19 protein-coding genes and 1 other annotated feature are annotated in these 19,315 nt (G+C 49.3%); of the genes, 12 read left to right on the plus strand and 7 right to left on the minus strand.

What is annotated here, in order from left to right; translation table 11 throughout:
- Positions 1 to 42: 42 nt before the first annotated feature.
- Positions 43 to 783: a pyruvate formate lyase 1-activating protein gene (pflA, locus tag HR45_RS05295; protein ID WP_156104019.1), complete on the plus strand. Its 741-nt coding sequence runs from the start codon at positions 43 to 45 to the stop codon at positions 781 to 783.
- A 4-nt stretch (positions 784 to 787) separates the two neighbouring features.
- Here pflA and yfbV read toward each other — a convergent pair whose 3' ends face one another.
- Positions 788 to 1,231, minus strand: a complete 444-nt coding sequence (yfbV, locus tag HR45_RS05300) for a terminus macrodomain insulation protein YfbV (protein WP_037440501.1) — start codon at positions 1,229 to 1,231, stop codon at positions 788 to 790.
- 146 nt (positions 1,232 to 1,377) lie between these two features.
- Between yfbV and ackA the strand changes: the two genes are divergently transcribed.
- The 6 genes from ackA (at position 1,378) to xthA (ending at position 7,219) form a co-directional block, all read left to right on the plus strand.
- The gene (gene ackA / locus HR45_RS05305) at positions 1,378 to 2,574 is read left to right on the plus strand and encodes an acetate kinase (protein ID WP_037440503.1); all 1,197 of its coding nucleotides are present in this window, start codon (positions 1,378 to 1,380) and stop codon (positions 2,572 to 2,574) included.
- A 119-nt stretch (positions 2,575 to 2,693) separates the two neighbouring features.
- Positions 2,694 to 4,835: a phosphate acetyltransferase gene (pta, locus tag HR45_RS05310; protein ID WP_037440505.1), complete on the plus strand. Its 2,142-nt coding sequence runs from the start codon at positions 2,694 to 2,696 to the stop codon at positions 4,833 to 4,835.
- 265 nt (positions 4,836 to 5,100) lie between these two features.
- On the plus strand, positions 5,101 to 5,544 hold the full coding sequence (locus HR45_RS05315) for a hypothetical protein (protein ID WP_037440507.1): 444 nt from the start codon (positions 5,101 to 5,103) through the stop codon (positions 5,542 to 5,544).
- 21 nt (positions 5,545 to 5,565) lie between these two features.
- The gene (locus tag HR45_RS05320) at positions 5,566 to 6,111 is read left to right on the plus strand and encodes a septation protein A (protein WP_037440509.1); all 546 of its coding nucleotides are present in this window, start codon (positions 5,566 to 5,568) and stop codon (positions 6,109 to 6,111) included.
- Positions 6,111 to 6,410 (plus strand): YciI family protein, encoded by a 300-nt coding sequence (locus HR45_RS05325; RefSeq protein ID WP_037440511.1) that lies wholly within the window; start codon positions 6,111 to 6,113, stop codon positions 6,408 to 6,410. The genes HR45_RS05320 and HR45_RS05325 overlap by 1 nt, the downstream gene beginning before the upstream one ends.
- The gene (xthA, locus tag HR45_RS05330; protein WP_037440513.1) at positions 6,410 to 7,219 is read left to right on the plus strand and encodes an exodeoxyribonuclease III; all 810 of its coding nucleotides are present in this window, start codon (positions 6,410 to 6,412) and stop codon (positions 7,217 to 7,219) included. Before HR45_RS05325 ends, xthA begins: the two co-directional genes overlap by 1 nt.
- 78 nt (positions 7,220 to 7,297) lie before the next feature.
- Here xthA and HR45_RS05335 read toward each other — a convergent pair whose 3' ends face one another.
- Positions 7,298 to 9,754, minus strand: a complete 2,457-nt coding sequence (locus HR45_RS05335) for a VolA/Pla-1 family phospholipase (RefSeq protein ID WP_037440515.1) — start codon at positions 9,752 to 9,754, stop codon at positions 7,298 to 7,300.
- 259 nt (positions 9,755 to 10,013) lie between these two features.
- Here HR45_RS05335 and HR45_RS05340 point away from each other — a divergent pair, with 259 nt between their 5' ends.
- Entirely contained in the window at positions 10,014 to 10,751 is a 738-nt protein-coding gene (locus tag HR45_RS05340) for a YciK family oxidoreductase (RefSeq protein ID WP_037440516.1), read from the plus strand.
- A 42-nt stretch (positions 10,752 to 10,793) separates the two neighbouring features.
- On the plus strand, positions 10,794 to 11,702 hold the full coding sequence (locus HR45_RS05345) for a M14 family metallopeptidase (protein WP_037440517.1): 909 nt from the start codon (positions 10,794 to 10,796) through the stop codon (positions 11,700 to 11,702).
- A gap of 65 nt (positions 11,703 to 11,767) precedes the next feature.
- Here HR45_RS05345 and rluB read toward each other — a convergent pair whose 3' ends face one another.
- The 5 genes from rluB to rnm all read right to left on the minus strand — a co-directional run bounded on the left by rluB (position 11,768) and on the right by rnm (position 15,811).
- A complete protein-coding gene (gene rluB / locus HR45_RS05350; RefSeq protein ID WP_037440518.1) occupies positions 11,768 to 12,652 on the minus strand; it encodes a 23S rRNA pseudouridine(2605) synthase RluB in 885 nt (294 codons plus the stop codon).
- A 213-nt stretch (positions 12,653 to 12,865) separates the two neighbouring features.
- The gene (gene scpB, locus HR45_RS05355; protein ID WP_037440521.1) at positions 12,866 to 13,459 is read right to left on the minus strand and encodes an SMC-Scp complex subunit ScpB; all 594 of its coding nucleotides are present in this window, start codon (positions 13,457 to 13,459) and stop codon (positions 12,866 to 12,868) included.
- Between the two features lie 12 nt (positions 13,460 to 13,471).
- Positions 13,472 to 14,260 (minus strand): segregation and condensation protein A, encoded by a 789-nt coding sequence (locus HR45_RS05360; RefSeq protein ID WP_037440523.1) that lies wholly within the window; start codon positions 14,258 to 14,260, stop codon positions 13,472 to 13,474.
- A 73-nt stretch (positions 14,261 to 14,333) separates the two neighbouring features.
- A complete protein-coding gene (locus tag HR45_RS05365; RefSeq protein ID WP_037441356.1) occupies positions 14,334 to 14,954 on the minus strand; it encodes an L-threonylcarbamoyladenylate synthase in 621 nt (206 codons plus the stop codon).
- A complete protein-coding gene (rnm, locus tag HR45_RS05370) occupies positions 14,951 to 15,811 on the minus strand; it encodes an RNase RNM (protein ID WP_037440525.1) in 861 nt (286 codons plus the stop codon). Before rnm ends, HR45_RS05365 begins: the two co-directional genes overlap by 4 nt.
- A 172-nt stretch (positions 15,812 to 15,983) precedes the next feature.
- Positions 15,984 to 16,086 (plus strand) — a sequence feature (Trp leader region).
- A 61-nt stretch (positions 16,087 to 16,147) separates the two neighbouring features.
- Between rnm and HR45_RS05375 the strand changes: the two genes are divergently transcribed.
- The 3 genes from HR45_RS05375 to trpD are packed head-to-tail and all read left to right on the plus strand — an operon-like array spanning position 16,148 to position 19,315.
- Positions 16,148 to 17,704 (plus strand): anthranilate synthase component 1, encoded by a 1,557-nt coding sequence (locus tag HR45_RS05375; RefSeq protein ID WP_052074536.1) that lies wholly within the window; start codon positions 16,148 to 16,150, stop codon positions 17,702 to 17,704.
- Entirely contained in the window at positions 17,701 to 18,303 is a 603-nt protein-coding gene (locus HR45_RS05380) for an aminodeoxychorismate/anthranilate synthase component II (RefSeq protein ID WP_037440528.1), read from the plus strand. The genes HR45_RS05375 and HR45_RS05380 overlap by 4 nt, the downstream gene beginning before the upstream one ends.
- Positions 18,296 to 19,315, plus strand: coding sequence for an anthranilate phosphoribosyltransferase (gene trpD / locus HR45_RS05385; protein ID WP_430742020.1), 1,020 nt, complete (start codon positions 18,296 to 18,298; stop codon positions 19,313 to 19,315). Before HR45_RS05380 ends, trpD begins: the two co-directional genes overlap by 8 nt.

The raw sequence follows: 19,315 nt of genomic DNA on the forward strand, positions 1-19,315 counted from the left end.
CGAAGGCTGCAGTGACCTCACTGCAGCCTTTGTTCAGGAGAGTTGATGACAGTAGGTAGAATTCACTCGATAGAGTCTTTCGGCACCGTAGATGGTCCAGGTATTCGTTTTATTGCGTTTATGCAGGGATGTTTGATGCGGTGTAAATACTGTCACAACCGTGACACCTGGGATTTAGACGACGGCAAAGAAGTGTCGGTAGCTGAACTGATGGAACAAATCATCAGCTACCGTTCTTTTTACGAAGCCAGCGATGGTGGTGTAACTGCCAGCGGTGGTGAAGCGGTACTACAGGCAGAATTTGTTGCTGAATGGTTTAAGGCTTGCCAGCAAGAAGGATTTCACACCTGTCTCGATACCAATGGGTTTGTCCGCAAATATACCCCGGTAATCGATGAATTACTCGACCACACCTCTTTGGTCATGCTCGACATCAAACAGATGGATGATGCCAAGCATATTGACCTGACTAAGGTCAGTAATCACCGCACCCTGCAATTTGCAGAGTATTTAGCTAAACGCGGACAGAAAACGTGGATTCGCTATGTGGTTGTGGGTGGCTACACTGAAGATGAAGCCTCAGCCATAAAATTGGCCGACTTTATCGCGCCAATGAAAAACGTAGAGAAGGTAGAACTTCTGCCCTATCACGAACTGGGCAAACACAAGTGGGAAGCGTTAGGCGAAAAGTATGAGCTTGACGGCGTCGCGCCCCCTACCCGTGAAACCATGGAAAAGATTAAAGCGGTATTTACTGAACGCGGTATTACAGCAACGTTTTAACGGCTTACAGTTCTTCCCAGAACTGCCTGTCGAGACGTTCAAAGGCCGTTTTCAATAACACCGCAATGTCCATATAGCTGGCATTGACGCCAAGAGGACGAGCACTGATCCCTAAGCCCGCAAGCTTAGCGTTCAGTTCATTACCCCAACCGAGGAGTGACACCGGGAGCGGATGGCGTGAACGCCAACCCAACCACAACACGCCTTGCACGGGCAAGCTAATGAAAAACAATGTGGTTGCCAGAGCTTGAGGCAGAAATGTCCAGCCAAGAAAGAATAACTGACCACCACCGGCTACAAGTGCCAGCAGGGGCAGCAGGTTTTTTGCCAACTGAGTCGCTTTAATCACGCGATACTCTGGGAAAAAATACCCAAGCTGTGGCACTAGCGGCCAGGTCCGCATATAACGCTGACCATCCCTCAGGGTGTTGACAATATCAGGACTCAAATGGGCAAACCTGCAAAAAGAGTTATTGCTTTTTACCATAGCACATTTACTTAACAGCGCCCACTAGCGCACCAGCTAGCAATGTGCTCACACAGGTCCCGCAGCAACATCGGGGTCCGTCAGTTTACGGCAAAAGGTTATATAAGATGTCAAATAAATTTGTATTGGTTTTGAACTGTGGCAGCTCATCTTTGAAGTTCGCCGTAATGGATGCACTCACCGGGGAAGAGCAGGTTTCTGGTCTTGCTGAGTGTTTCGGTTTAGAAGATTCAAGAATTAAGTGGAAATACAACGGCGAGAAGCAAGAAGTAGCCCTTGGCGCCTTCACCGCTCACCGCGAAGCCGTTGAATTTATTGTGAAAGATATTCTCGGCCCATTGCCAGAATTAGCATCGCAAATCCTAGCCGTCGGTCATCGTATCGTACACGGCGGTGAAAAATTCACTCGTTCTGTCATCATTGACGACAGCGTTATCGACGGTATTGAAGAATGTGCGTCATTGGCGCCATTACATAATCCGGCTCACCTGATTGGTATTCGTGCAGCCATTGCATCATTCCCGAAACTGCCACAGGTCGCCGTATTTGATACTGCGTTCCACCAATCTATGCCTGAGCATGCGTACATCTACGCTCTGCCATATAAACTGTATCGCGAACACAGCATTCGTCGTTACGGCATGCATGGTACCAGCCACCTGTTTGTTAGCCGTGAAGCGGCTAAACTGCTGGATAAACCAATTGAAGACACCGCAATTATTTGTGCCCACCTCGGTAATGGCGCATCAGTGACCGCAGTAAAAGGCGGCAAGAGTGTTGATACTTCTATGGGCTTAACCCCACTGGAAGGTTTGGTGATGGGAACTCGCTCAGGCGACCTCGATCCTTCGATCATCTATCACTTGGTTCATCAATTGGGTTACACCATTGATGAAGTCAACAATATGCTCAACAAGCAAAGCGGTTTGCTGGGTATTTCGGAAAAAACCAACGATTGCCGAGGCATTGAAGAAGGTTACGCCGACGGTCATAAAGGCTGTACTTTGGCACTGGAAATCTTTTGCTATCGCTTAGCCAAGTACATTGCTTCTTACACTGTGCCTTTGGGTAAACTGGATGCCGTGGTATTCACCGGTGGTATTGGTGAAAACTCTTCGCTGATCCGTGAAAAAGTGCTGCAACATTTGCAAATCTTCAACTTTAAAGTGGATGAAGAACGCAATCTGGCTGCACGTTTCGGTAACGAAGGTATCATCACCAGCGATGACAGCACTGTTGCCATGGTTATCCCAACGAATGAAGAGTGGGTCATTGCTGAAGACGCACTGCGTCTAATTCAGTAATCGCTTAAACTTTGATGACTGCCGCTTCGGTGACATGCCAAGCGGCAGTATAATGACGCAATCAACGATGAGTTCACCAAGAGCTGAAGAACAAAGTTCAGTTCATCAAAGAGGTTGATATGTCCCGTAATATTATGTTGATCCCCATCGGCACAGGCGTAGGCCTAACGTCAATCAGCTTGGGGATGGTGCGCGCGCTTGAACGCCATGGTGTAAAAGTCCAGTTTTTCAAGCCAATCGCCCAAATGCGACCTACTGATAAAGGTCCAGAACGCTCTACCACTATTCTCAGTAAATCCCCTACCGTTAATCCACTCGAACCATTCGATATGTCCCATGCAGAAGCGCTGATCCGTGCTGATCAGACCGATGTACTGATGGAACAAATCGTTGCTCGTGCCTCAGAAACGGCGGGAAATACTGAAACCTTGATCATTGAAGGTCTGGTACACACACGCAGCCACCATTTTGCCGATGACGTGAACTACGCCATTGCGAAAGCTTTGGATGCTGACGTGATTTTCGTGGCAACGCCTGGCAATGACACGCCAAACGGACTGATGAACCGCTTAGAAATCGCCTTCAACTCTTGGGGCGGAGCGCAAAATCGTCGCTTGATTGGTGCAATCGTGAATAAGATTGGCGCACCCGTTGATGATGATGGTCGTACTCGTCCAGACTTGTCAGAAGTGTTTGATTCCGATCATGTTCAGCGCGCCGACACCGCCGGTATGTTCCAGCTCCCTGGTAAGAGCCCACTGCGTATTTTGGGTAGTGTGCCTTACAATCTGGACTTGGTATCACCTCGCGCCTCAGATCTGGCGAAGCATTTAAGCGCTCGCATCATCAATGCTGGTGAAATGCATACTCGCCGTCTGCGTAAAGTGACGTTCTGTGCCCGTTCTCTGCCGAACATGGTCACTCACCTGCAAACAGATTCTTTGCTGGTAACGTCAGGCGATCGTTCTGACGTGATTGTGTCAGCCTGCCTTGCATCTATGAACGGTGTGAAAATTGGTGCCTTGCTGCTGACGGGGAGTTATGAGCCTGAACCTGCGATTATGGCACTGTGTGAACAAGCCTTTGAAACAGGCCTACCAGTGTTCTTAATTGACAGTAACACTTGGCAAACCTCACTCAATATTCAGCGCTTTGACCATGAAGTACCGGTTGACGATGCTGTACGTATTGAACTGGTTCAAGATTATGTTGCTGGTCATATCGACCAAAGCTGGATCGAAAGCGTGACTGAAAATGCCGCGCGTGAAAATCGTCTTTCTCCTCCGGCGTTCCGCTATAAGCTCACCCAACTTGCCCGTGCTGCGAATAAGCGTGTTGTCCTGCCTGAAGGTGATGAGCCACGTACCATCAAAGCGGCCTCGATTTGTGCTGAACGCGGTATTGCGCATTGCGTATTGATTGGCAAAAAAGATGAAATCATGCGTATTGCGTCACAACAAGGTGTCAGCCTTGGGGAAGGCATCGAAATTGTCGATCCAGACGAAGTACGTGAACGCTATGTTGCTCCTATGGTGGAACTGCGCCGCAATAAAGGCATGACCGAAGTGGTCGCACGTGAGCAACTGGAAGACAACATGGTACTGGGTACCATGATGCTGGCAGAAGATGAAGTAGATGGCATCGTCTCTGGTGCTGTGCACACGACCGCCAATACGATTCGTCCGCCACTGCAGTTGATCAAAACCGCACCGGGCTCAAGCTTAGTATCGTCCATCTTCTTTATGCTGATGCCGGATCAAGTCTTGGTATATGGTGACTGCGCCATCAACCCAGACCCAACCGCAGATCAATTGGCCGATATTGCCATTCAATCTGCTGAATCCGCGAAAGCCTTTGGCATTGAGCCTCGCGTGGCCATGATCAGTTATTCTACCGGCACCTCAGGTACCGGTTCTGATGTGGACAAAGTACGTGAAGCGACTCAAATTGCGAAAGAGAAACGCCCTGATTTAGTCATTGATGGTCCACTGCAATACGATGCGGCAGTAATGCCAAACGTCGCTCGCTCCAAGGCTCCTAACAGCCCTGTTGCCGGTAAAGCCACGGTATTTGTGTTCCCCGATTTGAACACGGGTAACACCACATACAAAGCGGTACAGCGAAGTGCAGACCTCATCAGTATTGGCCCAATGCTGCAAGGCATGCGTAAACCAGTGAACGACTTGTCTCGTGGCGCATTGGTAGATGACATCGTCTACACCATCGCCCTTACAGCAATTCAAGCGACACAAAATCCGTAATAGGTAAAAGGCGCCAATTGGCGCCTTTTCTTTTTCTCACCTGCCGAATGACCACTAGGTACTTTTTGAGCACCTTTGATTTAACCTTAAATTCAGGGTGTTAGCGATTTTAGTGTAAGTATTCAACACACTTGTCCACAGATTTTGTGGATAACCCATTAAGTTATCAAAAGCTGAGCAGGCGCAAGATTTGCCTTGTGGATGAACTTGCGTAGTGGCGTTAAAAACCAGATACTTTAGGGCATCATACTTAATAATCCGTACTATGAGACAACTACTACTGCTGGTGTTATTGGCGAGTTCGCTACTTGTCGGCTGTGATAATGTCGAAGATGGTGAACTAAAGCCAGAGGATGTCGCCACTGAGTTTTTGCGAGCAATCTATATTGACCGCAATATTGAAAATGCCCTGCCCTATGTAACACCGCAAATTCAAGAGGTGATGAAGAGCTACTACATTGCCGCCTCGGTGCAGCGCTATATGCTCGGTCTATCCATGACGGATGTGACCTTGTCAGTGGAAGATATCGACATCGACTTCTTTCGCAAGTTTGCTGACGAAACCACGGTTGTGATCAAACTTACTGGGAAAAAAGGCGGTAGCGACTGGATCGACGACCGCACATTAAGGTTGAAAAAAACGCGTTCAGGTTGGATTATCACCGAAATTCTGCCGGAAACAGGCAAAATCAACAAAGGCGCCTACTAGCGCTGTTTTTAAAGGTTATTCATGAAGCAAATTCTCGATTTTTTACCGCTGATTATCTTCTTTGCTGTCTACAAATTTTACGACATCTATATCGCCAGTGGTGTGCTCGTCGCGGCGACCACAGTACAACTGCTGATTACTTACATCATTTATCGCAAAATCGAAAAAATGCTGCTGTTCACTTTTGCGATGGTGGCAGTGTTCGGCACCTTAACCATAGTGTTTCATAACGATGCCTTTATTAAATGGAAAGTTACCATTATTAACTGGCTGTTTGCTGCGGCATTAGTCATCAGTCACTTTATGAAACAACCGCTGATAAAGCGCATGTTAGGCGCAGAATTCAGTGTCAAAGAGCAAGTATGGACTCGTATTACCTGGTACTGGGTCTGTTTTTTCATGCTATGCAGCTTTGCAAACTTGTATGTTGCATTTCAAATGAGCCAAGAGGCATGGGTCGATTTTAAGGTCTTTGGGCTCACAGGGGCGACGCTGGTAAGCACGCTACTCACGGTGTTTTACCTGTTCAAACATATTCCAGAAGAACAACGGAAGGAACTTAAATAATGTGGTATATGATTTCATCTCAAGATATTGAAAACTCATTAGAAAAGCGTATGTCTGTACGTCCTGCGCACCTTGCCCGTTTGCAAGCACTGGCAGACGAAGGCCGCTTGAAAATCGCCGGTCCGCATCCTGCTATCGACAGTGAGAATCCAGGTGAAGCTGGCTTTACCGGCTCTTTGGTAGTGGCTGAGTTTGACTCACTAGAAGCGGCACAGGCATGGGCAGCTGAAGATCCCTATGTAGGTGCTGGCGTTTATGCTTCTACCGTTGTTAAACCTTTTAAACACGTGCTGCCTTAATGAAGATAGTTTCATTTAATATCAATGGGCTGCGAGCGCGCTTGCATCAGTTGCAGGCGTTGATCGATACGCATGCGCCCGACATTATCGGCCTGCAGGAAACCAAGGTGCACGACGAAGCGTTTCCACAAGCTGACGTTGAGGCTATGGGTTACCAAGTGCATTACCACGGTGGCAAAGCTCACTATGGTGTTGCTTTGCTATCTAAGCTTCCCGTCGGCGAGGTCAAAAAAGGTTTCCCTACCGATGCTGAAGACGCACAACGACGGTTGATTGTCGGTCGATTCCAACAGCCTAATGGTCGTGTGCTAACGGTGATTAACGGCTATTTCCCTCAAGGCGAAAATATCGACCACGAGGTGAAATATCCCGCAAAACGCAAGTTCTACGCAGATCTCATGCAGTATTTGGCTAACGATTTTTCCGCTGATGAAGACTTGGCGATTATTGGCGATATCAACATTTCTCCTATCGATTTAGATATCGGAATTGGCGACGTCAATGCGAAACGTTGGCTAAAGACAGGCAAATGTAGTTTTCAGCCAGAAGAACGTGAATGGCTCAGTACCTTGGTTAATTGGGGGCTAGTAGATACTTTCCGTCAACTGCATCCAACTCGAGAACAACGTTACTCATGGTTTGATTACCGTAGCAAAGGGTTTGACGATAATCGCGGCTTGCGTATCGACGTGATTTTGGCGACTGAACCACTGGCGCAACGTCTGATTGAAGCGGATGTGGATTATGATTTGCGGGCCATGGAAAAGCCTTCTGATCATGCGCCGATTTGGAGCAGTTTTAGCGATTAATCACGCAATCGCGCGCACCACAAACCTAAAAAAGCCCGGTTTTTACACCGGGCTTTTTACGTAAGCTAAGGACCAATCTTAGTTGGCACAGCTTTGCACAACACTGTTATCACGCACCACAATCATTGGCGCCCCCGCTGACGCCGTTGCAGCAAAGGTAGCAACTTCAGCTTGCATTTCTGCCGTCGCTTGCGCTGCCATACCGTCAGTGACACCTGGCACCTCTGAAGGGCTCACAATTGAACTGTGGTGACCTTTAGTAAAGCGCACGACACCACTACCACTTGCCGTGCTGTCCACACAAGTTAATCCTAAGCTACTGATCAATGGCTCAGTGCCTGACAGCGGGAAGCCTGAGACACTGTTAGGTAGGGTTTGATCGCTCAGGTTACCAGCACCATCACCCACAACCTCAATCAGCTGCACAGGCAAACCTGTATCGGCTAACTTAGCGGCTTGGTTAATTGGATCACCGGCTTCAATTGAGGTTTGAATAGCAAAGGCAAAGGTTGGAATAAACTGCTCATATACCGCCTGCACTAGCGCATTGTATTCAGCAGAACCTTCAGCATAGCCTGCCGTATTCGCCGCAGCGACCAACTGCTGGAAGGTCTCAGAAGCGGTTACATTACTAAACAACACCGGACTAAAGGCCGCAGAACCTGCGAATGCACCCGCTAATCCGCCTGCAGGGACAACCAGAGAAGCGCCTTTAAGCTCATAGGCATTTGGTAACGCATTACCACTCGCAGGATCAACTAAGCCAGTACTCGCATATGTGGCAAAGTCAGTCCCCACAATGCCACCCAGACTCATCCCCTGCGCGGTCACTTTGGAAGCATCCAACAAAGGCGAAGCACCATCTGCTGTGGTCAATAGGTTCAGCGATTGACGCAATGCCAACTCGTCAGCGGTAGCCTGACGGAAATTATCACGCACACTAAGTGGGCTACCAATATTAACGAATACCAATGGCGTACCGTTGGTAAAAGCATTAGGCGTCCCCACAACTGGGCCAAATGAAGCATCAGTAGCAGAGACTTCGTATACACCATCACCGTTGGCATCAAACGAACGCGCGCCGTGCAATGGCATATCTATCGCCACCACAGCTTGGCCTGCCGCCGCATACGCCCCGGCATACGCCAGCGCCATTTCCTTTCCGCCACCCAGACCGTGCATGGCAATAGTCGTAGGCCAACCATTGGTTGGGGCAGTGAAGCTCCGACCTTGTGCCGCATTAAATGCCGCTAACTTAGCTGCATTTGGCACACTCACCATTACTGGTACAACTTCATAGCCCTGAACGGCTGGCAAAGGGTTATAGCCCGTCAAGTGCCGCGTTGCGTCAACTTGAGCGCCTGAATCTAAGGTCCAAGTTCGGCCAACCATCAATGACGGCGTGGTCAGTGCGGCTTGCGCATCGATGCCATAGGCTTGAGCTTGCGCACTAAAGTTTTCCAGACTCAATTGCCCGGTTTGCAATGCTTGGATAACCGCCACAGGGCTATCACCTGCCGCATGCCAGAAGCCATTAATCCCGCTACTACAGCCAGCAGACGAACAACTACCGTAAATAGGTAAACGCAATGCCCCCATATACAGATCGGCGAGATTTGCCAATACGTAAGCGGTACCGCTGTCGGCGGTGAGTCCCGCAGCTTGAGCAACGGTCAAGCCAGTAGCTACCGGTTGCTGCGCCCAAACTGGTTGATATGCTTCGCGAGACAGCATCGCCAATTTAACCGCTTCATAGACATCACCAATCGACTGCGTAGTGAACATGCCAGAATAGGTAATACCGTCTAGATTCACCCCATGCGCATTCGCCATGCCTTGCTCATAGCTGTTAATTAAGGTTTGGATCCACAGCGTAGAGGCGCTACCAATCGGCGAAGTCGTCACATCCTGACGATAAACACTGTAACTTTCTGAAGGCATCACTGGCTGACCAGCACTGTCCATAATCAGATTTGTCGTGGCGTATACATACGACGTGCCGGGTTTTAGAGGTTTCAACGGTACGATAGCAATACTGTTACCAGAAGCCATCGAAACAAAATCTACTCCCCAGGTCAGCTCATCGCCGACGGAACAGGCACTGCCATTATCCAACGCTTGGCAATCGCTATCGCTTGAAAGAGGACCACCGGCAACCGCTTCAAAAACTCTTACGGCGCCTGGCTGATAAACTGAAGATGCCAACAAGGTACGTGCGGTACCATCGTCAGAGGCAAGATCAACATCAATGCTGATAGGTTGTGTCGTTGACCAACCGTCGAGCGCACCAATGGCGATACTGGGATCGGTATAATCTCCCGTCGCTTCATTTGGCATCACTAACGTGCCGTCAAAAGTACCATTACGCAGCAATGCGTTAGGCACGGGCACTTCTGAAGCTGTTGGATTAAAGACCAGATGCGAATAGTTAGTTACCTGAGAATCGTCGCTGCTATCCTTGTGATTGTCACTGCCGCCACAGCCTGTAAGTGCGATTACAGACGCAGCGATAACGCTCAAATAGAGTCTTTTCATGTTGTACCCTTTGTCTTGTTGTAATAGTGTGTTCCCTCGAAATTTTTGCCCCGGTACCCCAATACAGAGACTTTCGTTTGTAGGAACTGTCTGATGATCATGTTCAAAGTTAATGCATGAACGGAAATTTGGCTACAGTACAATAACAAATGAATCTCATTAATAATATTGGATTTTATACGGCTGTTTAAAACATGCGCTAGCGTAAAGCGCGAACGCCGATAGATTGGGCATTAGCGCCAATGAGGAATATGTCACGATGTTGGAATACCAACCGAAAAAAGATCTACTAAAAAATAAAATTGTGCTGGTGACGGGCGCTGGCGATGGAATTGGTAAGCAAGCGGCCTTAAGCTACGCCGCCTTGGGTGCAACAGTGATTCTGCTTGGTCGTACTCAACAAAAACTTGTCGCGGTGTATGATGCGATTATTGCCCAAGGTCAGGCCACTCCCGCGATTGTCGCACTCGATTTACAAACCGCCAATGACGCCCAATATCAAGAATTGGCGCAGTTAATTGCGCACGAATTCGGCCAGTTAGATGGACTACTACATAATGCCAGCTTGTTGGGTTCCTTAGGGCCATTGGAACACCTGCCAATCGACACCCTGGAAACCGTATTGAAAGTGAATGTCACCGCACAAGTGGCATTAACGCAAGCACTATTGCCTCTGCTACGCAAAGCGCCCAGCGCATCGATTATCTTCACCTCCAGCAGTGTCGGGCGAAAAGGACGGGCATTTTGGGGGGCTTATGCTATCTCAAAATTTGCAACAGAAGGTGTCATGCAAACCCTCGCCGATGAACTCGACGGCAGTACAATTCGCAGCAACAGCATTAATCCCGGCGCTACCCGCACCACAATGCGTGCCAGTGCCTACCCTGCCGAAGATCCACAAACGTTGAAAACGCCGGCAGAGATTATGCCCATTTATGAGTATTTGATGGGTGAGGACAGTCTTCACGAAAACGGACGCGCCTTTAACGCTCAGTGAGCGTAAACCGCCTGATAACGTCCGCACAATTTAGGAAAATATATGCAACAGTATCCAATTGGTACTCCCGGAATTCCTTGGGGAGACATGGAAAAACAACAGTGGCGTCAAAGCCAAACTATTAAACGCAGCTATCAGGCAGAGGTGCTCGATAAGATTGCCGCCCTTGGTGAAGATTTTGACATCGTTCGCTATGGCGCGCTCAGCTACGATGTGGAACGCTATCCTTTACTGGCACTTAAATCCCCTAGTTGGCAAGCTGACAAGCCAACCGTACTGATTACCGGCGGCGTGCATGGCTATGAAACCAGCGGCGTACAAGGTGCGTTATTGTTTGCCAAACAGTACGCAAGCGCCTACTTTGCCGATTTTAACCTGCTGATTGCCCCTTGTGTCAGTCCTTGGGGATATGAAGTAATTAACCGCTGGAACCCTTTAGCGCAAGATCCGAACCGTAATTTTGTGGCGAACTCTCCAGCCGAAGAATCCGCAGCGCTGATGCAGTTGGTTGCCGATCAGCAAGTACAATTTTTGGCGCATATTGACCTGCACGAAACCACAGATACTGACGAAAGCGAATTTCGTCCGGCACTCGCTGCCCGGGATGGCAAATATATTGCGCCGGGTGAGATCCCAGATGGTTTCTATAACGTCGATGACAGCGCCAGCCCACAACCGGAATTCCATAAAGCCATTATCGATGCCGTGGCGAAAGTGACGCATATTGCGCCAGCCGACAAAGACGGCAATATTATCGGCTCGCCAGTGGTTCAGCCAGGCGTGATTGAATATGCGCTAAAAGAACTAGGCTTATGTGCTTCAATCACTGGTGCCGCCTACCGCTGCACTACCGAAGTCTATCCTGACAGCCCGAAAGCAACCGATGACATCTGTAACCAAGCGCAGGTTGCAGCAGTGAAAGGTGCGTTAGACTTTCTTAAAACACGCTAGACATGCATCAGCCATAAAAAAGGCCGCGATTGCGGCCTTTTTTAATATGAACTGACGTGTCACGCTTAACTACGCGTGCGAGTCGGTGCCTTACGCCCATTACTCGCGGTACCTGCCGACTTATGTTTACGTACAGCACGACGTACTTTAGCACTGCGCACTTTGGCACGCGCTACACTGTGTTTATCCATGCCCAGCAATGAACGTTCTTCGGCATTCATGCCCGCTACCTGACGCAGGTAGTTCACTTGATCCAGCGGCAGCTCAATCCAGCCACCACGCGGCAAGGTTTTTGGCAATTCAATCATACCGTAACGTACCCGGATAAGACGGCTCACTTGTACTTCTACCGCTTCCCACAGACGACGAACTTCACGGTTACGACCTTCACGCAACACAACGTGCCACCATTGGTTGATACCTTCACCGCCGGCCGCCTTGATCGCGTCAAACTGGGCCGGGCCATCTTCCAACGTCACGCCAGTACGCAATTGCTGTACTTTTGCGTCGGTCACTTCACCAAAGGTACGCACCGCGTATTCACGCTCAACTTCACTCGATGGGTGCATCAAACGGTTCGCTAGTTCACCATCAGAGGTAAACAACAACAGACCAGACGTGTTGATATCCAAACGTCCAACAGCAACCCAGCGGCTGTCTTTAGTACGTGGTAAACGGTCAAATACGGTTGGACGACCTTCAGGATCTTTACGGGAACAGATCTCACCTTCAGGTTTGTGGTAAGCCAGCACACGACAAATCACTTCATCGGCTGACTTGAGCGAAATCAGGCGGCCATCGATACGCACTTTGGCGTCAGATTCAATGCGGTCCCCAAGGGTCGCAATTTCACCTTCGACACTCACCCGACCTGCAGCAATCCATGCCTCCATCTCACGACGGGAGCCATGGCCTGCTCGGGCCAAGACTTTCTGCAATTTTTCACTCATGTAGAATTCACTTATAAATAGAAAATAATTTCAATGGGTTACTGCTTCCATCGATGATGATTGGCACGATTTGAAACCAAACAGCAGTAAGGCAGCCGACTATTGTACATCAGGAACCGCAAACCGCACAGGAATTAGCGCATTAACTGGCCAATATCCTAGCGGCACGCAAACAATAACAAACGCAACTAACCGCAATAGTGCCCACAAAGGCTATTCTTCGGTGACAGATTCCGGCTCTGGGACGGTTTTCAGACCAGAAAATACGGTCTGCAAAGATTCGGCATCGGTGAGTGGCGGCAGATCTCGAAGTGCATCCAGGCCAAAATAGGAAAGAAACTCACTGGTAGTGGCATACAGCGCTGGGCGACCCGGCACTTCTTTATGACCAATGGCCTTGATCCAGCCTCGGTCAACAAGGTTTTTGATAATTTGACTGCTCACAGCCACACCACGTACCGCTTCTATTTCGCCGCGCGTCACAGGCTGTTGATAAGCAATCACTGCTAGGGTTTCTAAGGTCGCACGGCTATAACGTGGTGCTTGCTCCTGCCACAGCATTTGTAACGGGCCGCTCAAACTATCGCGCGTTTGAAAACGATAACCGCCCGCCACTTTTACCAGTTGCACGCCTCGCTCTTGATAATCGTGAATCAATTCTTCAATGACCGCCTTTAGGCGATCGCGCGATACCGAAAACTCAGCCAGTACTGTTTCTCTCAGAGCCGTTATCGTCACCGCTTTGCTTTGCACAAAAATGCTTGCTTCAACCAGCTGTTTTAACTGCAAATCATTAATCTGGGCCAACGGATTAACTCCTTAAAATGCCTTGAGATAAATAGGCGCAAACGGCTCAGTTTGCACGAGTTCAACTAACAACTCTTTGACTAACTCCATTAACGCCAGAAAACTCACCACCACACCAGCTCGGCCTTCTTCCACATCGAATAATGCCTCGAACGGTGTAAATTGCTCGCTGGAGAGTTTCATCAAAATTTGACTCATGCGTTCACGGGTTGAGAGTTGCTCTTTACGCACCTGGTGATCACCGCTCGCCTCCACCCGTTTCAATACGTCACCAAAAGCACGAGCAAGCTCTAACAAACTCACGGCAGGAGGGATTTGTTTTGGGCGAATATCCGGTGCTGGGGTCGCAGTCGCGCGAAATAAGTCCCGCTCCAAGCGCGGCAACTCATCAAGACTCACTGCCGCATCTTTAATGGTTTCGTAGGCTTTCAACTGACGAATCAATACCGCGCGCGGATCTTCCTCATCATCGAGTTCCAACTCAGGCTTAGGTAATAACAGGCGGGATTTAATTTCCGCAAGGGTGGCAGCCATCACTAAGTAATCCGCTGCAAGCTCAACTCTTGCCCCTTGCAGCATCTCAATATATTCCAAATATTGCGATGTAATCTGCTGCAGCGGCAAATCTACGACATCAAGCTTTTGTTTTCGAATAAGATATAGCAACAGATCGAGCGGCCCTTCAAAGGCTTCAAGAAAAACCGCTAACGCTTCAGGCGGAATAAACAGATCGGTGGGAAACTCTTGCAGCACTTCACCCTGCACCACGGCCAATGGCAAACTTTGTTGTACGCCTTCCATCGCTGCGGTTTCTCCACCTGTAAAATCAAATAAATTAGCTAGTTAAGCGAATAATTGCAATGATCCAGCGCAGTTAAACAAAGGGTGCGATATCCCCCGTACCTTCGCGCAGAATCGTCATTTCCCCTTCCGACATATCAATCACAGTTGTCGGCTTTTCACCAAGATAACCGCCATGCAATATCGCATCCACTTGGTGCTCTAACTCATCACGGATCTGCTCAGGATCTGACTCAGTAAAATCATTGCCGGGCAGAATAAGACTGGTCGACATCAAGGGTTCACCCAAGGCTTCCAGCAGTGCCAGCGCAATGACGTTGTCTGGCACACGAATACCGATGGTACGCTTTTTCTCATTCTGCAAACGACGCGGAACATCTTTTGTCGCTTTAAAGATAAAGGTGTAGGCGCCAGGCGTATTATTTTTCAACACGCGAAACGCCTGATTGTCGACGCGAGCATAGTTCGACAACTCAGACAAATCACGACACATCAGCGAGTATTCATGATTTTCCCCTAACTGACGGATACGTGCGATACGCGTCATCGCATTCTTGTCACCCATCATGCAGCCCAGCGCATAGCCGGAATCGGTGGGATACACAATCACGCCGCCGTTTTGCAGGATGTTAACTGTCTGACTGATCAACCTCGCTTGTGGGTTAACCTCATGTACGTAAAAGAACTGACTCATAAACTTACCTTCCATTGTGCGGATTGCCATACCCACTGCAATCCTTTTGGCCGGGTCAAATTGCGCCCCAGCTCTAACCACCTGCCGGGAAAGTGAAAATCACTACCGACAGAGGCGAATAATTCGCGTTGATTGGCGAGCGCGGCCAACTGCACTAAGTCATCAGTTGACTGTTGCCCAAGCACCACTTCCATCGCAGTGCCACCAGCAGCTTTAAAATCATTGACCAAGCGCTTTAGCCATTTGCCGCTGAGCTGATAGCCACTTGGATGGGCCAATACCGCTACCCCACCAGCGTTATGGATAAGCTCAATCGCGCTTGCCATATCACCCCAGTTGTTGGGAACGTAACCTGTTTTGCCGCGCGCCAAATACTTTTTAAACACTTTCGCCATATCGGCGACGATACCTTGCTCCACCATAAAACGGGCATAATGGCCGCGACTAATCGCAGCGTCGCCCGCCAACGCCTTTGCGCCTTCATACGCACCGGCAATTCCGGCTTTTTCTAGGCGCACACCGATTTCGCGGGCACGCTCTTCACGTAATTGGCGCTGATTTTCCATGAAATCCAGTAACACAGTCCGATGACGATCAACACCTAGGCCGACAATGTGAATGTCGTAGGCATGCCAGCGCGTTGAAATCTCAACACCATCAATCAAGGTGAGCGGCTCGGGTTGTGACGCATTAAATGCATGTGCTTCGTCCAAGCCTGCAACTGTGTCATGGTCGGTAATCGCCAACACATTCACGCCCTTTTCGATAGCTCGTGCCACCAATTGAGAAGGCGTAAGCTGACCATCGGAGGCGGTGGAATGACAGTGGAGATCTATTGAAGTTTGTTCTGTGATCATAGGGCTATTGTACTTGGTTTTATTATGAAAAAGCGATGAATCTGTGATATCTGCAGAATTAATTTCCGATAATTAAACAATTAGCCGTTGACATTGATAGCAGAGTGCGGTTTTCTATAGCCACTAACACAAGGAACCAAGATTTATGCAACTCAATATCGCTTCATTACACACTGTTTGGTGGTGGCACTCCCCTTAACGCGGGTGGTGTGAAGCGCTGTATACATAAATCAGCAGAATTCAACAAGAAGCCCGCATCATGCGGGCTTCTTTGTTTCGGCAGTGAAAGTATCCGCAGGTAGGCAACAAGCAAATTAGCATCAACAGGATAGTGAAATGAACATCTCCCCGATAGCGAGAGTCAGATACCAACGGCAAAAAATGGCGTACCACGATGACCCGCTCAGACTGTACCATCTGCTCACAGAAAATCGCCCTAACACTATGTTGCTTGAATCGGCAGAAATCGACAGCAAGGATAGTCTAAAAAGTATCATTCTGAGTCATGCTGCACTGTCGGTTTCCTGCCTCGGGCAAACCATCACTTTCACCGCTATGAGCAAAAACGGCACGTCACTGCTAGGTGGTATTGCCGACTTCTTTCAGCCAATTGCGAAAGTGATTCGCCAACTGCGTGAAATCACCGTCACCTTCAAACACCCGAGCGGCATGTTAGATGAAGATTCTCGCCTTAAAGCACTATCCCCATTAGAAGGTTTGCGGTTATTACAACACGGCATTGAAATGGAAGGTAAACCCTGTTTCGACGGTCTCTTTCTCGGCGGTGTGTTGGGATATGACTTAATTGCCGCGGTGGAACCATTACCGAAAGTAGACAATGCTGAAAACAACTGCCCTGATTACCTCTTCTACCTTGCGGAAACCTTGGTGATTGTCGATCACCAGCAAAAAACGGCCGAAGTCATCACCCATAGCTTTACCCAAAATGCAGAAGTACTGGATGTGCTTACCAAGCGCCGCGCAGATATCATCAAACGTTGTCAAAGACTGCCGAAAGCGACCGGCTTAACCGGCATTCATCAAGAACCCGTTGCTAACATCAGTGACGAGCAGTATGCCGCCCAAGTGGAAACCTTAAAAGAACACATCCGTGCTGGCGATATTTTCCAAGTAGTACCGTCACGTTGTTTCCAAATGCCGTGCCCAAACCCAATGGGCGCCTATCGTGCGCTACGTATCACTAACCCAAGCCCATACATGTTTTATATGCGCGCCGAAGAGTTCACTCTGTTTGGCGCATCACCAGAAAGCGCCATCAAGTACGAAGCCTCAACCAACCAAGTTGAGATGTATCCGATTGCAGGCACCCGCAAGCGCGGTAAAGACAGTGATGGCAACATTGATGCTGACTTAGATGGCCGCATCGAACTGGAACTGCGTCTCGACAAAAAGGAACTGTCGGAACATATCATGTTGGTCGACCTTGCGCGCAACGACATCGCCCGTATTTGTGAAAGCGGCACCCGAAAAGTGGCTGAGTTACTGAAAGTTGATCGTTACTCGCACGTGATGCACTTAGTCAGCCGCGTGACGGGGCAACTACGCAGCGATTTAGACACGCTGCACGCCTATCAGGCCTGTATGAACATGGGCACGCTGGTTGGCGCCCCCAAAGTCCGCGCGGCACAATTGATCCGTGAAGTCGAGCAAAAAAGACGCGGCAGCTATGGCGGCGCCGTTGGCTATATCAACGGCTTAGGTGACATGGACACCTGCATCGTGATCCGCTCCGCCTTCGTCAGTGACGACAAAGCCTACATTCAAGCTGGGGCTGGCGTGGTATATGACTCAGAGCCAATGTTAGAAGCGGAAGAAACGCGCCAGAAAGCGCAAGCAGTGATTAGCGCAATCAAAATGGGGGGCGGACTATGAAAATCTATCTGTTAGATAACTTTGATTCCTTTACGTATAACTTAGTGGATCAGTTCCGCAGCCTCGGCTTTGAAGTGGTTGTCTACCGTCACAACATCAATGCCGGCTATCTGGCCGATTTGATGTTAAGCGAACCGGGTAAAACCGCCTTAGTATTGTCACCAGGCCCAGGCGAACCGCGTGATGCTGGCTCGATGATGGAGTTGATCGATAAAGTTGCGGGCAAACTGCCTATTTTGGGCATCTGCCTCGGACACCAAGCCTTAGTCGAGCATTACGGCGGTAAAGTCGGCCGCGCCAGTCAAATCGTGCATGGTAAATCCAGCGCTGTAGAGCACACAGGTAAAGGTGTGTTTGCGGGCATGCCGTCCCCGCTCCCCGTTGCGCGCTATCACTCACTGGTCGCGACTCAGGTACCTGATTGCTTAGATGTTATCGCCAGCTTTGAAGGGATGCCGATGGCGATTGAACACCATCAAGACCATGCGGTTGGTTTTCAATTTCATCCAGAGTCCATTTTGACCACTATGGGTAGCAAATTGCTGGTGCAAACATTGCAACATTTGACACTGAAGCAGGGGGATGTCGCCAATGTCTGATGTACAACCTTTACTGGAGCAACTCTATCGCGGCCAATCGTTAAGCCGCGAGCAAGCCCAAAGTCTGTTTCAACCACTGGTTGCGGGTGAACTAAGCGAAATTACCATTGGCGCACTATTAGTTGCGCTGAAAATCAAGGGCGAAACCATCGATGAAATCAGTGGTGCCGCTGATGCTCTGCTCGCTGCCGCGAAACCATTTCCAGCCACAGGTGCGGGCGTGATTGATATCGTTGGCACTGGCGGTGATGGCTTTAATACCATTAATATTTCAACCACTTCATGCTTCGTGGCCGCCACCGCGGGTGCAAAAGTCGCGAAACATGGTAATCGTGGGGTATCGAGTAAATCAGGCGCATCTGATCTCCTGTCAGCGCTGGGCATCAATCTCACCATGGCACCGGAAACCGCCGCTAAATGCTTAAATGAATTGAATATCAGTTTCCTGTTCGCGCCGCATTATCATGGCGGCGTACGCCATGCTGTGCCAGTGCGCCAGACGCTGAAAACCCGCACCATCTTCAATGTGCTGGGGCCGTTAATTAACCCATCAAAACCTGATTACATGCTGCTGGGCGTTTATAGCCCTGAGTTGGTAGCCCCTATCGCGGGCGTACTAAAAGCGCTTGGCGTCAAACGCGCCATCGTCGCCCACGGCAGTGGTCTAGATGAAATCGCCGTACATGGTGAGTCATTGTTAGCAGAGCTAAAAGACGGTGAGATTCGTGAATACCGTATGCAGCCGGAAGATTTTGGTGTTGAACGCGCGACCATCGAGCAATTGGTGGGCGGAACACCAGAAGATAATGCGGCGATTACGCAACAGATTTTGGCAGGTACTGCGACGGAAGCACAAACCAACGCGGTGGCTGTTAATGCGGGCACCGCACTATATGTTGCCAGTGTAAGTGACACAATTCCTGCAGGTGTCGCACTTGCCAAACAGGTAATGGCATCAGGTAAAGCAGTAGCGTTAGTTGAAAAGTTGGCGCAAGCGTCAAACCAAGGATAA

Source organism: Shewanella mangrovi, from assembly GCF_000753795.1.
Lineage (GTDB): Bacteria > Pseudomonadota > Gammaproteobacteria > Enterobacterales > Shewanellaceae > Shewanella > Shewanella mangrovi.